Here is a 14,267-nt window from a genome sequence, read left to right on the forward strand (position 1 = left end):
GCCCCCCACCGTCCCCGGACCCCCCTCAGACCATCTTGAAGAATCGACCCCGAAAGAGGGATTGACGACAAGTGCTCGACGTCAACTTCTTCGACGAGCTGCGGATCGGCCTCGCCACTGCTGACGACATCCGTCAGTGGTCCCACGGTGAGGTCAAGAAGCCGGAGACCATCAACTACCGCACCCTCAAGCCCGAAAAGGACGGACTCTTCTGCGAGAAGATCTTCGGTCCGACCCGGGACTGGGAGTGCTACTGCGGCAAGTACAAGCGCGTCCGCTTCAAGGGCATCATCTGTGAGCGCTGTGGCGTCGAGGTCACGCGCGCCAAGGTGCGCCGTGAGCGGATGGGCCACATCGAGCTTGCCGCCCCTGTCACCCACATCTGGTACTTCAAGGGCGTCCCGTCGCGCCTTGGCTACCTGCTGGACCTCGCGCCGAAGGACCTCGAGAAGGTCATCTACTTCGCCGCGTACATGATCACGTTCGTGGACGAGGAGCGCCGTACGCGCGACCTGCCGTCGCTGGAGGCGCACGTCTCCGTCGAGCGTCAGCAGATCGAGAACCGCCGCGACGCCGACCTCGAAGCCCGCGCCAAGAAGCTCGAGACGGACCTCGCCGAGCTTGAGGCCGAGGGTGCCAAGGCCGATGTGCGCCGCAAGGTGCGCGAGGGTGCCGAGCGCGAGATGAAGCAGCTGCGCGACCGTGCGCAGCGCGAGATCGACCGTCTGGACGAGGTCTGGTCGCGCTTCAAGAACCTCAAGGTCCAGGACCTCGAGGGCGACGAGCTGCTCTACCGCGAGCTGCGTGACCGCTTCGGCACGTACTTCGACGGCTCGATGGGTGCCGCTGCCCTGCAGAAGCGCCTGGAGACCTTCGACCTCGACGAGGAGGCCGAACGCCTCCGCGAGATCATCCGTACCGGCAAGGGCCAGAAGAAGACCCGCGCGCTCAAGCGCCTCAAGGTCGTCTCGGCGTTCCTGCAGACCAGCAACAGCCCCAAGGGCATGGTGCTGGACTGCGTCCCGGTCATCCCGCCGGACCTTCGCCCGATGGTGCAGCTGGACGGTGGCCGCTTCGCGACCTCCGACCTGAACGACCTGTACCGCCGTGTGATCAACCGCAACAACCGTCTGAAGCGTCTGCTCGACCTCGGTGCCCCCGAGATCATCGTGAACAACGAGAAGCGGATGCTCCAGGAGGCGGTCGACGCCCTCTTCGACAACGGCCGTCGTGGTCGCCCGGTCACGGGCCCCGGCAACCGTCCGCTGAAGTCCCTGAGCGACATGCTCAAGGGCAAGCAGGGTCGTTTCCGTCAGAACCTTCTCGGTAAGCGTGTGGACTACTCCGCGCGTTCCGTGATCGTCGTCGGTCCGCAGCTGAAGCTGCACCAGTGTGGTCTGCCGAAGGCCATGGCGCTGGAGCTCTTCAAGCCGTTCGTGATGAAGCGCCTGGTCGACCTGAACCACGCGCAGAACATCAAGAGCGCCAAGCGGATGGTCGAGCGCGGCCGCACGGTCGTCTACGACGTCCTCGAAGAGGTCATCGCCGAGCACCCGGTTCTGCTGAACCGTGCGCCGACGCTGCACCGCCTCGGCATCCAGGCCTTCGAGCCCCAGCTGGTCGAGGGCAAGGCCATCCAGATCCACCCGCTCGTCTGCACCGCGTTCAACGCGGACTTCGACGGTGACCAGATGGCCGTCCACCTGCCGCTCTCCGCGGAGGCGCAGGCCGAGGCCCGCATCCTGATGCTGTCCTCGAACAACATCCTGAAGCCGGCCGACGGTCGTCCCGTCACCATGCCGACCCAGGACATGGTGCTCGGCCTCTTCTTCCTCACCACGGACGAAGAGGAGCGCGAGGTGAAGGGCGCCGGCCGCGCCTTCAACTCGACCGCCGAGGCGATCATGGCGTTCGACGCCCGGGAGCTCTCGCTCCAGGCGAAGGTCGACATCCGCTTCCCCATCGGCACCGTCCCGCCGCGTGGCTGGACCCCGCCGGTCGAGGAGGAGGGCGAGACGACCTGGCAGCAGGGCGACTCGTTCCGTCTGCGTACGTCGCTGGGCCGCGCGCTCTTCAACGAGCTGCTGCCCGAGGACTACCCGTTCGTCGACTACTCGGTGGGCAAGAAGCAGCTCTCCGAGATCGTCAACGACCTGGCCGAGCGCTACCCCAAGGTCATCGTGGCGGCGACGCTCGACAACCTGAAGGCGGCGGGCTTCTTCTGGGCGACCCGTTCCGGTGTCACCGTGGCCATCTCCGACGTCGTGGTCCCCGAGGCCAAGAAGGCGATCGTCGCGGGCTACGAGGCGCAGGACGAGAAGGTCCAGAAGCAGTACGAGCGCGGTCTGATCACCAAGGACGAGCGCACGCAGGAGCTCATCGCGATCTGGACCAAGGCGACCAACGAGGTTGCCGAGGCGATGAACGCGAACTTCCCGAAGACGAACCCCATCTTCATGATGGTTGACTCGGGTGCCCGAGGAAACATGATGCAGATGCGTCAGATCGCGGGTATGCGTGGTCTGGTGTCGAACGCGAAGAACGAGACCATCCCGCGTCCGATCAAGGCGTCCTTCCGTGAGGGCCTCACCGTTCTGGAGTACTTCATCTCCACGCACGGTGCCCGTAAGGGTCTGGCGGACACCGCCCTGCGTACCGCCGACTCGGGTTACCTGACCCGTCGTCTGGTGGACGTCTCGCAGGACGTGATCATCCGCGAGGAGGACTGCGGCACCGACCGCGGCCTGAAGCTGAAGATCGCGGTCAAGGGCGAGGACGGTGTGCTCCGCAAGACGGAGGACGTCGAGACCTCGGTCTACGCCCGCATGCTCGCCGAGGACGTCGTCGTCGACGGCAAGGTCATCGCGCCGGCCAACGTGGACCTCGGTGACGTGCTCATCGACGCGCTGGTCAACGCGGGCGTCGAGGAGGTCAAGACCCGCTCGGTCCTGACCTGTGAGTCGGCCGTCGGCACCTGTGCCTTCTGCTACGGCCGCTCGCTGGCCACCGGCAAGCTGGTCGACATCGGTGAGGCGGTCGGCATCATCGCCGCCCAGTCCATCGGTGAGCCCGGTACCCAGCTGACGATGCGTACCTTCCACACCGGTGGTGTGGCCGGTGACGACATCACCCAGGGTCTGCCCCGTGTCGTCGAGCTTTTCGAGGCTCGTACGCCCAAGGGTGTCGCCCCGATCTCGGAAGCGGCCGGCCGCATCCGGATCGAGGAGACCGAGAAGACCAAGAAGATCGTCGTCACCCCGGACGACGGCAGCGACGAGACGGCGTTCCCGATCTCGAAGCGTGCCCGTCTGCTGGTGGGCGAGGGCGACCACGTCGAGGTGGGCCAGAAGCTCACCGTGGGTGCCACCAACCCGCACGACGTGCTCCGGATCCTCGGTCAGCGCGCGGTCCAGGTCCACCTGGTCGGCGAAGTCCAGAAGGTCTACAACTCGCAGGGCGTGTCGATCCACGACAAGCACATCGAGATCATCATCCGGCAGATGCTGCGCCGTGTGACGATCATCGAGTCCGGCGACGCGGAGCTGCTGCCGGGCGAGCTCGTCGAGCGCTCGAAGTTCGAGACCGAGAACCGTCGTGTGGTCACGGAAGGCGGCCACCCGGCCTCCGGCCGTCCGCAGCTGATGGGTATCACCAAGGCCTCGCTGGCGACGGAGTCCTGGCTGTCGGCCGCCTCCTTCCAGGAGACGACCCGAGTCCTGACGGATGCGGCGATCAACGCCAAGTCCGACAGCCTCATCGGCCTCAAGGAGAACGTCATCATCGGTAAGCTCATCCCGGCCGGTACGGGTCTGTCCCGCTACCGCAACATCCGGGTCGAGCCCACCGAGGAGGCCAAGGCCGCGATGTACTCGGCCGTCGGCTACGACGACATCGACTACTCGCCGTTCGGCACCGGCTCCGGCCAGGCCGTTCCGCTGGAGGACTACGACTACGGTCCGTACAACCAGTAAGGCGTACGTCTGAACCGAAGGGCGCCCACTCCGTTGCACACGGGGTGGGCGCCCTTCGGCGTATCGCCGCAAGCGTCAGCGGCCGGGCCGCAGGTAGGGCTGCAGTCGGAGCAGCCGGGTCGGGTAGTCGGGGTGTTCGCAGAGCAGCCTGGCCAGTGGGCCGGAACGGGGGTGCGAACCTCCGGCGGGGAGTGCCGCGCGGAGCGTCCGCTGTTCCATGCTGTGCATGGTCTGGAGCACTTCCGCGAGTTTCGGTCCGAAGCCGTGCACCGCGGCGTATTCATCGGCCCGCAGTTCGGAGCGGCGTCCGACGGCGGCCATCAGATAAGGCAGGGCGAGCAGGAGCAGTGGCAGTCCGTAGAACTCGGTGACCGTGGCCACCGTGATGGCGCCGATCACCGCGATCAGTACGGTCGTCGCGAGCCACGACACGTAACTGGCGAAGGCGACGGTGAAGACGACGACGGTACGGAGCGCCCGCCAGGCGAGCCGACCGGGCAGCGCGTACCAGTACCCCAGCAGCGAAGCCCAGGCGTGGCCACCGGTGTGGTGGCCGAGTTCATGGGCGAGTACGGCGGCGAGCTGGGCGCTCGGCAAGTGCTCCAGCGCGTACCGGGTGACGCCGACGATATGGCCCGCCGCCGCGTAGGCATTGAGGTCCTGGCTGTTCTCGACCCACAGCTCGTACCTGCGCCCGTCCACACCGGCCCTGGCCGTGACCTCCCGCCACACCGGGGCGAGCCGGGCCATCTCCCCAGGCATGGGGCGCTGCAACCCCAGGAGGTAGCGGGCGAAGAAGCCCTCGGTGGGCCGATGGAAGACGAGGGCGCCGGAAAGCACCCAGACCAGGGTGGGGATCCAGTAGGGAAGCCCGATGAACTCGTCGAGCAGCCAGGTGGCCAATACCACCACCAGCAGGCTGATCAGAAAGCCGGGGACGTGCAGGGCGAGCTGCCCCAGAGCGGTGGCGTCCGTACCGCGCTGGTGCGCCTTGAGGTGGATGCGGTTGCCCGGTGCGTTCTGGTAGTCCAAATCGTCCGGGGCGGGTGGCGGCTGAGCAGGGCCGGTCCCGGGATACCCGGGCGGGGTCGGCTGGGTGCCTGGCTGCTGGGGCTCGGGTGATGTGGCCATCGTGATCCTTCGCTGAGCGGGGTGGGGCGGGGCGTCAGCCGATGAGCCGGGAGAGCGGAAGCAGCGCTGCCCCGGCGCAGAAGGCGAGCAGCCCGCCGCGTATCCACTGGTGCTTGCGGGCGGCGATCCGGCTGGTCTCCGTGAGAGAGGCGATGAGCGAGGCGGCCGGAGCGCGTTCGGTGTCGGCGAGGGCCTGCGCCAACCGGCCCTGCCGCACGGCCTGCCGGATGTCGCCGAAGTGGGAGAGGGGTGTCCCGGGCGTCCAGCCGTCCGCCCCGAAGCGCGGCATCACCGCCATGAGCAGAGCCAGCAGGGCGAGAGCGAGGAGGAAGGTGCCGCCCCACCAGGTGACCGCGCCGGGCCGGGAGAGCGAGCCGGGACTCCAGCCGCACCCGGCGAGGAGCCCGCTCACGACGCCCGCCGTGATGCCGAGCGCGGCGACGAGGACGGATGCCTTGCTGTCGGCGCGGGCGATCTCCGCCCGCACGTCGGCCAGAAGGCGGGTGGCGGCTTCGGTGCCCGGGGCGGCAGCCGGCGGCTGGGGAGCGGGCCGCGTCATGGGATCGGCGGTCACGGGGCACCGTTCTCCGGCGGTGCGTCCTCCACGCCGGGCGAGTCAGGGGCTTCCCGGGCGGGCTCCGGCTCGGCGGCGGGTGCGTCCGCTGCGGGCATCGTCGGAGTGCTGCCGTATCCCGGCGGCGGTTGCCAGCCTGCGAAGGTGGCGTGCTGGATCGGCGGGGCCGGGGGCGTGGAGGGCTTCGGGGGCCGAGTCGGCTGCTCCGCTGCCAGGGGCTGTGGAGCGGTGGGCGGAGGGTCCTGGGGTGCCGGTCCCAGCAGCTGGACCTGGTGGGGCACGGAGGCCGGAGCTTCCCCCCACCCCGGTTCGGCATGTCCGAGAAGGCGCTGGTTGAGGATCTCGCTGAACCTCTTGAAGGCCAGTTGCTTGGGGCCTTCCAATTCGTAGCTCTCCGCGGTGTCACCGCCGAGCACCTGGCCGACCAGGTCCTTCTGGACTTCCAGCAGGCTGAGCTGGTCCTCCCGCATGCTGTTGATGGCGAGGACCGTGTCCTCGGGGTGCTCGGCAAGGTGCATGGCCCAGGCGCGGATCCCGCCCTGTTCGAGTTGTGCCTGGTAGATGGCGATCTTCTCGGCCTTGAGCCTCTGCAGTTCCACCTGCTGCTGGGTCTCCAGGACCGCCCGCTCGTGCTGCCACCGCTGCTGCTGAAGTACGAGGTCCTGCTCCTGATGGCCGTACTCGCGCTGGCGGGCCACCGTCAGTGCGTCCTGCTGCCGCTGGCGCCGGTCCAGCTCGATGTCGAACGCCATGCCGCGCTGCTGTGCGAGGATCTGCTCGGTGGCGTCATGGTCGATGGCCTGGAGTCGCACCTGGTGGTCGATGTTCTCCTGGTCCCGGCGCAGCCTCACGGTCCAGGTGACGTTCAGGCCCGCGTGCGAACCGAGGGGGCCGGAGGCCGTCACCGCCGCCAGGATCGCCTGTTCGGCAGCAGCGCTGTCGGCTATCGCGAAGCGGCGGGCCACTGGACGCGCCGCCTCCTCCAGCTCGCCCAGGAGCAGCCGGGGCACGTTCCGGTGGCCGCTCGCCACGAACCGGCCCGGCTCGGCCACCTGCCACGACAGGTCGAGGACCACGCCGAACTCGAAGGCGTCGTTGTCGCTCGGCAGCTTGAACTCGGCCTGGACGGGGTGGACGCCCATGTCGACTTCGTACACCGCGGTGTACCGCTTCGCGGCGACCTCGGCGCGGGTGGGCCGCACGGGGGGTAGATAGGTGTCGTAGGAGCCCTTCGGGGTCGAGAAGACCAGGGCGTGGTCGATGCGGGTGAGTGACCTGCGGGCGAACTCGAACCGTGACAGCTGCCGCACCGTGATCACCGGATCGACCAACTCGCTGTGCCGGTCTGCCGGCTGTTCCCAGTCGGTAGTACGGATCATGCTTCCGATCTCCTTGAGAAGTGCGGGTTCAGCGGGGTGACAGGACGGTCCGCAGCCTGCTCGCGACGAGGGGCGGGGCCGCCCCGTCCTCGCCCGGCATGGTGCGGAGCAGGTGGTCGAGGCGCTGGTACTCGGATGTCGAGCCGGTCAGCGCGGGCAGGAGGGCGGCCAGTGCCCACTCGGTGGTGTCGGGCGAGTGCTCGGCGATCAGCACCCAGCGGCGCAGCACTTCGAGTGCCTGCCTGGTGTGGTCGGGGTCCCTGAGCGCGGCTCGCCACAACGCGGCGATGTGCCCGGCCGCCGGGCTTCCCTCCTGAAGCGCTCGTGTGTACCGGTCCAAGACCAGTGGAGATCCGTACGGCTCGTCCTGCTCGGTTCGCTTGCAAGCGCTGAGAAAGCCCCGCAGCGCGAGGTCGAAGACGGCGCGGTCGTCGTGGAGCGTGCGGTACAGGTCGGCGAGGACCTGGTCGTCGGCAGGGGAGAGGATCAAGAGCTCTACGGACTCGGCGAGTTCGGCGATCAGTAGCTCCTGAGGCTCGTCCCGATCGTGCTGGCGGCGGGCCGCGCCGCGCAGGGCGACGAGCGTCTCCAGAGGTCGCTCGGGTCCGATGAGGCCGTGGGCCCGGATCGCCACCCAGGACAGCTTCCAGTCGTCGCTGACGCACCAGGAGTCGATGATGCGCGACACGTTCGCGAGGCCGATCAGGTGCGCGAGGACGAGTGCGTTGACGGTGACCTGGCGGTGCCGGAACCCCGAGGACGTGGCCCACGGCTCGATGACGAGCGCCATCGCGGATGGCAGGTCGGCACGGGCCAGGACCGCGGCCGTGGCAGCGGCCCGGGTGCGTACAAGCGGACGGCCGTCGCCGGCGAGCCGCCGCAGCCAATCGACCAGGGCGGGCCGGGCGGACGGATGCCCGGTCCACACCTCGCGCAGAAGGATCAGTGCCGCGCGCTCGTCCTGGAAGGCCGCCTTGAGCTGGGTGACCGGGCCCCACTCGGTGTTCTCCTCCTCTTCGTACGGGATCGCCCGTGCGACTTGGAGGCGCTTCCCCATGTGGGTGCCGAAGACGGGGACGCGGGGCATCAGACCGGGGTTGTCGGTCTTCTGCAGAAGGCCGTACAGCAGATCGCTGAGCTCGGCCGTCAGGGCGTACGGGCCGCCGTCGAAGGCGGCCAGGGCGACCAGGAACGCCTTGTCGCGCAGGTGCAGCGAGGCCTCGTCCTCCTCGAACCACTCCTGTATCTGGCGCTCCAGGGCGGTTTGCGAGAACCGCTCGATCTCCTGGGCACCCGTTTCCCCCAGGGCGTACCTCACCAGCTCCTTCGCGTATGTGGCGGCCTCCCGTAGCTGGTGGTTGCGGCCGAGGAACTCGGTGACGGCGGGCAGCGTCAGCAGCTTCTCCACCGTCTCGGGGTCGACGGCCGCCCGCAGATGCGCCTGCAGAACGGCCACGGGGGCGGGCGGCTCCCACTTGGCGGCCTGGATGCCGTCGAGGGCCGCCAGGGGATCCACCGTGATCACGAGGTGGCCGCCCTTCTCCGCCAGCCGGTCGCGTGCCGCCAGCACGTCCGCCTCCCGCAGCGGACGGCCGCGTTCGGTGATCAGGTCGCAGAGCACATGGCCGTCGCCGCCCAGCTGCTGGGCGAGCGCACTGGGCGCGGTCGTCCGGTCCAGCATGCGCACGGGAGTGGCGCCCAGACGGCGCAGCAACATGAGCGCCGCGGTCCGACGTCCGGAGAAGTGCGGCCCGGAGATCACCAGCACGCGGTCGGTGCGCAGCCGCTCGGCCAGCGTGGCGAAGTGGGCTTCGCCGGCGACGAAGTGTGCGGCGATGCGTTCCAGCACCGCCGCCGGTACCTCGCCCGAGGAGTGGGCGGCGCCGCCGAACTGGTAGTAGATCTCCGTCTTGGTACCGGTGATCACATCGCCGACGATCTGGCCCGCGCTGACGCCGTGGTTGTCGCCGCCGACCCGGCCGCTGGTGAATCGCGTGCGGGCCCCGTACCTCATGGTCCTGGGGGTGTGGTCCTCCAGATCCCGGCGCGCCGCCCAGGCGTCCTGGGGCTGATCGTCTACGCCGGACTCGGCGTCGTCCTGGGATTCGTCGGATTCGGCGGGCTGCTCCGGCTTCTCGTCGTCGCTCTGCTGCGGTGCGGCCTCAGGGGTGTCCGCGGTCATCGTTGGTCACCCCGGCCGCCGAAGGAGATGTCGCCGACGATCTGCCCGGCCGACACCCCGTTGTTGTCGCCCTTGACGGTGCCGCTGGTGAACCGGGGGCCCGGGGGCACGGTTCTGTGGTCGGAGTCGTCCTCGTGCTCGGGCGCCAGGTTTCCCCTCGCGACACCGGGGCTCTGGGGCGGATCGACCGGTACGGGCCCGTGCAGCCATGCGGCGAGCGGCCCGTTCTTGCTGTCCACGGTGACTCGGGCGAATTCCTCGGCCGGGAGTCCCATGTGGTTGTGCCGGACGATCCCCGCGTACACCGACTCCGAGATGCAGAGGGCCAAGTCCTGGCCCGGCCGCTCCCGCAGCGCCGCCCGAAGCACCGAGGCGTCGAGCAGTCGGCAGGCGTGGTTGAGGTCGGAGCCGACCCAGCCGTCGAGGTCGTCGGTAGCCACGAAGCCAGTCGCGACCACGGCCCGCAGCCGCATCTGCGCGGAGCTGGACGCCATCCGGTTCACCGCCCGCAGCTGGGCCGGCACATCGGTCAGCAGGGCGCGCAGGAGCGCGGGGAGCGAGGCCTTGGCATCGATCAGCTCCATGACCGAGTCCCCCCGGTCGGCGCGCCTGCGCAGTGTTTCGTCGATGCCCGCGGCCAGCAGGGCATGGTCGGCGACGTTGTACAGCATCCGGCGCAGATAGGCCTGCTCGACGTCGTCGCGGTCGCTGAACTTCTCGATGTCGAACAGCAGGATGGTGCCGCTCACGGGGTCAGTCATGGTCGCCTCTCGTGGGATGTGGTGCTGGAAAGAGAGTCACGAGGGCGAGTGACCAGTGGTGAGGGCGGATGACGCACTCGAAGTGTGACCGTGTGCACAGAGCCACTCCAGGAGGCCGGGCGACCGCGAAGCGTCAGAAGTGAGCGAGCGGCCCTCCGAGGTCCGTGCCGGCGATCCGCCGCAGCACATCCGGCCGTAAGATCACTAGCTCCCTCCGCCCGGTATGCACCGCCCCGCGATCGCGCAGCTCCTTGAGGAGCCGCTGCACCATCTCCCGGGAGGCGCCCACCGCCCCGGCCAGCTCCTGTTTGCTCAGCGGTACGCCGAGCTCGATGCCCTCGTCGGTGCGGCGGGCATGGGTGCGGGCCAGGTCGAGCAGCAGGACCGCGAACCGCTCGCGCACGCTCATCGACCCGAATTCGAGTCGGCGCTGGTCCGCTGCGCGCGTGCGGTCGGCGGTGAGCCCGAGCAGCTTGAGGGCGACGGCGGGGGAGCCTGCCAGGAACTCCTTGAATTTCTCGTGTTCGATGGCGACCGCCTTGAGCGGCTCCAGGGCGCTCACCGTCGCCGAGCGGGGTCGCCCGGTCAGCGCGGCGGACTCGCCGACGATGTCACCGGGCCCGCGCAGGGCGAGCAGTGCCTCATAGCCGTTGGCGGCGGCGGCCGTCACCTTTGTCCAGCCGTGCAGGATCAGCAGCACGTGCGAGGACGGTTCGTGCTGGTGGATCAGCGGAGCGCGGGAGGCGAAGGCCAGTTCGCGGCCGAGCGCGAGCAGCGCCGCCCTGTCCTCCTTCTCCAGCCGGGCAAGAAAAGGCACCCGGTCGTCGAGCCCCCCGCCGCCGGGTCCGTAGGGCGCCGCCATGGAGTCCCCCCGATCGTCAATGGCGGAGTTCAATCTACTGAGAACGCCGATTGGCCAAGCCCTGAACGGCAGGATTGCGGCTGCCGCACGCGCGTTTCGCGCTCCGCCACCCGGGGGTGAGACGCGTCTCACCGGCCCCGACCATGTCCCGCGTGTGGGTATTTGTTTTGACCCAAGTCGATGAGGTAGGTACGCTCAGACCTTGTGCCTGGGGTGTGCCTGGGCTCCCCTGCGTGCCTACGTCCGCAGGACGAGCCAGATACGGCCACCGCAATCTGCGCCCTCTCCGTTTCCGTACGGCGAGATCCCGCAGTATTCGACACACCCGACCGCGTGGGTCGGTGACGTTCCAGGTTAGTTTCACCAACGGCACACAGAAACCGGAGAAGTAGTGCCTACGATCCAGCAGCTGGTCCGGAAGGGCCGGCAGGACAAGGTCGAGAAGACGAAGACGCCCGCGCTTGAGGCCTCGCCCCAGCGTCGCGGCGTCTGCACGCGTGTGTTCACGACCACCCCGAAGAAGCCGAACTCGGCGCTGCGGAAGGTCGCGCGTGTGCGTCTGACCTCCGGCATCGAGGTCACGGCCTACATTCCGGGTGAGGGACACAACCTGCAGGAGCACTCGATCGTGCTCGTGCGTGGTGGCCGTGTGAAGGACCTGCCGGGTGTTCGTTACAAGATCATCCGCGGTGCGCTTGACACCCAGGCTGTCAAGAACCGCAAGCAGGCCCGCAGCCGCTACGGCGCCAAGAAGGAGAAGTAAGAATGCCTCGTAAGGGCCCCGCCCCGAAGCGCCCGGTCATCATCGACCCGGTCTACCAGTCTCCTCTTGTCACGTCGCTGATCAACAAGATCCTGCTGGACGGCAAGCGCTCCACCGCCGAGCGCATCGTCTACGGCGCCATGGAAGGCCTCCGCGAGAAGACGGGCAACGACCCGGTCATCACGCTGAAGCGCGCGCTGGAGAACGTCAAGCCGTCCCTCGAGGTCAAGTCCCGCCGTGTCGGTGGCGCGACCTACCAGGTCCCCGTCGAGGTCAAGCCGGGTCGCCAGTCGACCCTGGCCCTCCGCTGGCTCGTGGGTTACTCCCGCGCCCGCCGTGAGAAGACCATGACCGAGCGCCTCATGAACGAGCTCCTCGACGCCTCCAACGGCCTCGGTGCGGCCGTCAAGAAGCGCGAGGACACGCACAAGATGGCCGAGTCCAACAAGGCCTTCGCGCACTACCGCTGGTAGTCGCAACCCACATCGAGACCGAGAGAAGACTGAGCCTTATGGCCACCACTTCGCTTGACCTGGCCAAGGTCCGCAACATTGGGATCATGGCCCACATCGACGCGGGCAAGACGACCACCACTGAGCGGATCCTGTTCTACACCGGCGTTTCGTACAAGATCGGTGAAGTCCACGACGGCGCTGCCACGATGGACTGGATGGAGCAGGAGCAGGAGCGCGGCATCACCATCACGTCCGCCGCGACGACCTGCCACTGGCCGCTCGAGGACGTCGACCACACCATCAACATCATCGACACCCCGGGTCACGTGGACTTCACGGTCGAGGTGGAGCGTTCGCTCCGCGTCCTCGACGGTGCCGTCACCGTGTTCGACGGTGTCGCCGGTGTGGAGCCGCAGTCCGAGACGGTGTGGCGTCAGGCCGACCGTTACGGCGTGCCGCGCATCTGCTTCGTCAACAAGCTCGACCGCACCGGCGCCGAGTTCCACCGCTGCGTGGACATGATCGTGGACCGCCTCGGCGCGACCCCGATCGTCATGCAGCTGCCGATCGGTGCCGAGGCCGACTTCAAGGGCGTTGTGGACCTGGTCCGCATGAAGGCCCTGGTCTGGTCCGCGGAAGCGACCAAGGGCGAGATGTACGACGTCGTCGACATCCCGGCCACGCACACCGAGGCCGCTGAAGAGTGGCGCGGCAAGCTGGTCGAGACCGTCGCGGAGAACGACGAAGAGATCATGGAGCTCTTCCTCGAGGGCGTCGAGCCCACCGAGGAGCAGCTGTACGCCGCGGTCCGTCGTATCACCATCGCGTCCGGCAAGGGCGGGGAGACCACGGTCACCCCCGTCTTCTGTGGCACCGCGTTCAAGAACAAGGGCGTCCAGCCCCTGCTCGACGCGGTCGTGCGCTACCTGCCGTCGCCCCTGGACGTCGAGGCCATCGAGGGCCACGACGTCAAGGACGCCGAGGTCGTCGTGAAGCGCAAGCCCTCGGACGACGAGCCGCTCGCCGCGCTCGCGTTCAAGATCGCGAGCGACCCGCACCTCGGCAAGCTCACCTTCATCCGGATCTACTCCGGTCGCCTGGAGGCCGGCACCTCGGTGCTGAACTCCGTCAAGGGCAAGAAGGAGCGCATCGGCAAGATCTACCGCATGCACGCGAACAAGCGTGAGGAGATCGACGCGGTGGGTGCCGGCGACATCGTCGCCGTCATGGGCCTGAAGCAGACCACCACCGGTGAGACGCTGTGCGACGAGAAGAACCCGGTCATCCTGGAGTCCATGGACTTCCCGGCCCCGGTCATTCAGGTCGCCATCGAGCCCAAGTCCAAGGGTGACCAGGAGAAGCTGGGTGTCGCCATCCAGCGTCTCGCGGAGGAGGACCCCTCCTTCCAGGTGCACTCGGACGAGGAGACCGGCCAGACCATCATCGGTGGTATGGGCGAGCTCCACCTCGACGTCCTCGTCGACCGTATGCGTCGCGAGTTCAAGGTCGAGGCGAACGTCGGCAAGCCGCAGGTCGCGTACCGCGAGACGATCCGCAAGACCGTCGAGCGTCACGACTACACCCACAAGAAGCAGACCGGTGGTACCGGTCAGTTCGCCAAGGTGCAGATCGCGATCGAGCCCATCGAGGGCGGCGAGGCGTCGTACGAGTTCGTGAACAAGGTCACCGGTGGCCGCATCCCCCGGGAGTACATCCCGTCGGTGGACGCGGGTGCGCAGGAGGCCATGCAGTTCGGCATCCTGGCCGGCTACGAGATGACTGGCGTCCGCGTCATCCTTCTCGACGGTGGCTACCACGAGGTCGACTCCTCCGAGCTCGCGTTCAAGATCGCCGGCTCGCAGGCCTTCAAGGAGGCCGCGCGCAAGGCTTCCCCGGTGCTCCTTGAGCCGATGATGTCCGTCGAGGTCACCACGCCCGAGGACTACATGGGTGAAGTCATCGGTGACATCAACTCCCGCCGTGGCCAGATCCAGGCCATGGAGGAGCGCAGCGGCGCTCGCGTCGTGAAGGGCCTCGTGCCCCTCTCGGAGATGTTCGGCTACGTCGGAGACCTCCGCAGCAAGACCTCGGGTCGCGCAAGCTACTCGATGCAGTTCGACTCCTACGCCGAGGTTCCGCGGAACGTCGCCGAGGAGATCATCGCGAAGGCCAAGGGCGAGTAACTCTTC

At 68.2% G+C, this 14,267-nt stretch carries 10 protein-coding genes; 4 read left to right on the forward strand and 6 right to left on the reverse strand.

The window, feature by feature from the left end:
* Window positions 1–71 precede the first annotated feature (71 nt).
* The gene (locus tag AB0G17_RS29170; RefSeq protein ID WP_361389229.1) at window positions 72–3,971 is read left to right on the forward strand and encodes a DNA-directed RNA polymerase subunit beta'; all 3,900 of its coding nucleotides are present in this window, start codon (window positions 72–74) and stop codon (window positions 3,969–3,971) included.
* A gap of 75 nt (window positions 3,972–4,046) precedes the next feature.
* On the opposite strand, the gene AB0G17_RS29175 is transcribed toward AB0G17_RS29170, so the two are convergent.
* From AB0G17_RS29175 to AB0G17_RS29200, 6 genes are all read right to left on the reverse strand, one after another.
* Window positions 4,047–5,102: a M48 family metalloprotease gene (locus AB0G17_RS29175; RefSeq protein ID WP_361389232.1), complete on the reverse strand. Its 1,056-nt coding sequence runs from the start codon at window positions 5,100–5,102 to the stop codon at window positions 4,047–4,049.
* A gap of 34 nt (window positions 5,103–5,136) precedes the next feature.
* Complete coding sequence (locus tag AB0G17_RS29180; protein ID WP_361389357.1) at window positions 5,137–5,661, reverse strand: Pycsar system effector family protein; 525 nt, start codon at window positions 5,659–5,661, stop codon at window positions 5,137–5,139.
* 11 nt (window positions 5,662–5,672) lie between these two features.
* Window positions 5,673–7,055 carry a hypothetical protein gene (locus AB0G17_RS29185; protein ID WP_361389235.1) on the reverse strand — a complete coding sequence of 461 codons (1,383 nt, stop codon included), beginning with the start codon at window positions 7,053–7,055 and terminating at the stop codon, window positions 5,673–5,675.
* Between the two features lie 28 nt (window positions 7,056–7,083).
* On the reverse strand, window positions 7,084–9,237 hold the full coding sequence (locus AB0G17_RS29190) for a hypothetical protein (protein WP_361389238.1): 2,154 nt from the start codon (window positions 9,235–9,237) through the stop codon (window positions 7,084–7,086).
* Window positions 9,234–9,998 (reverse strand): hypothetical protein, encoded by a 765-nt coding sequence (locus AB0G17_RS29195; protein ID WP_361389241.1) that lies wholly within the window; start codon window positions 9,996–9,998, stop codon window positions 9,234–9,236. Before AB0G17_RS29195 ends, AB0G17_RS29190 begins: the two co-directional genes overlap by 4 nt.
* Window positions 9,999–10,131: 133 nt before the next feature.
* Window positions 10,132–10,860: a Crp/Fnr family transcriptional regulator gene (locus AB0G17_RS29200; protein ID WP_361389244.1), complete on the reverse strand. Its 729-nt coding sequence runs from the start codon at window positions 10,858–10,860 to the stop codon at window positions 10,132–10,134.
* Window positions 10,861–11,251: 391 nt separating this feature from the next.
* Between AB0G17_RS29200 and rpsL the strand changes: the two genes are divergently transcribed.
* Genes rpsL through fusA form a run of 3 tightly spaced genes read left to right on the forward strand, consistent with a single transcriptional unit; the run spans window position 11,252 to window position 14,261 of the window.
* Window positions 11,252–11,623 (forward strand): 30S ribosomal protein S12, encoded by a 372-nt coding sequence (gene rpsL, locus AB0G17_RS29205; protein WP_007265893.1) that lies wholly within the window; start codon window positions 11,252–11,254, stop codon window positions 11,621–11,623.
* A gap of 2 nt (window positions 11,624–11,625) precedes the next feature.
* Complete coding sequence (gene rpsG / locus AB0G17_RS29210) at window positions 11,626–12,096, forward strand: 30S ribosomal protein S7 (RefSeq protein ID WP_101389595.1); 471 nt, start codon at window positions 11,626–11,628, stop codon at window positions 12,094–12,096.
* A 38-nt stretch (window positions 12,097–12,134) separates the two neighbouring features.
* The gene (gene fusA, locus AB0G17_RS29215; protein ID WP_361389247.1) at window positions 12,135–14,261 is read left to right on the forward strand and encodes an elongation factor G; all 2,127 of its coding nucleotides are present in this window, start codon (window positions 12,135–12,137) and stop codon (window positions 14,259–14,261) included.
* The last annotated feature ends 6 nt before the right edge of the window (window positions 14,262–14,267 follow it).

The sequence above is a fragment of the Streptomyces sp. NPDC023838 genome, from assembly GCF_040639555.1.
Lineage (GTDB): Bacteria > Actinomycetota > Actinomycetes > Streptomycetales > Streptomycetaceae > Streptomyces.

Bases quoted from the DNA above. Each gene is read 5' to 3' on its own strand.
- AB0G17_RS29195 (WP_361389241.1), bottom strand. From the start codon at position 9,998: ATGACTGACCCCGTGAGCGGCACCATCCTGCTGTTCGACATCGAGAAG.
- fusA (WP_361389247.1), top strand. From the start codon at position 12,135: ATGGCCACCACTTCGCTTGACCTGGCCAAGGTCCGCAACATTGGGATC.
- AB0G17_RS29185 (WP_361389235.1), bottom strand. From the start codon at position 7,055: ATGATCCGTACTACCGACTGGGAACAGCCGGCAGACCGGCACAGCGAG.
- AB0G17_RS29180 (WP_361389357.1), bottom strand. From the start codon at position 5,661: ATGACGCGGCCCGCTCCCCAGCCGCCGGCTGCCGCCCCGGGCACCGAA.
- AB0G17_RS29200 (WP_361389244.1), bottom strand. From the start codon at position 10,860: ATGGCGGCGCCCTACGGACCCGGCGGCGGGGGGCTCGACGACCGGGTG.
- AB0G17_RS29190 (WP_361389238.1), bottom strand. From the start codon at position 9,237: ATGACCGCGGACACCCCTGAGGCCGCACCGCAGCAGAGCGACGACGAG.
- rpsG (WP_101389595.1), top strand. From the start codon at position 11,626: ATGCCTCGTAAGGGCCCCGCCCCGAAGCGCCCGGTCATCATCGACCCG.
- AB0G17_RS29175 (WP_361389232.1), bottom strand. From the start codon at position 5,102: ATGGCCACATCACCCGAGCCCCAGCAGCCAGGCACCCAGCCGACCCCG.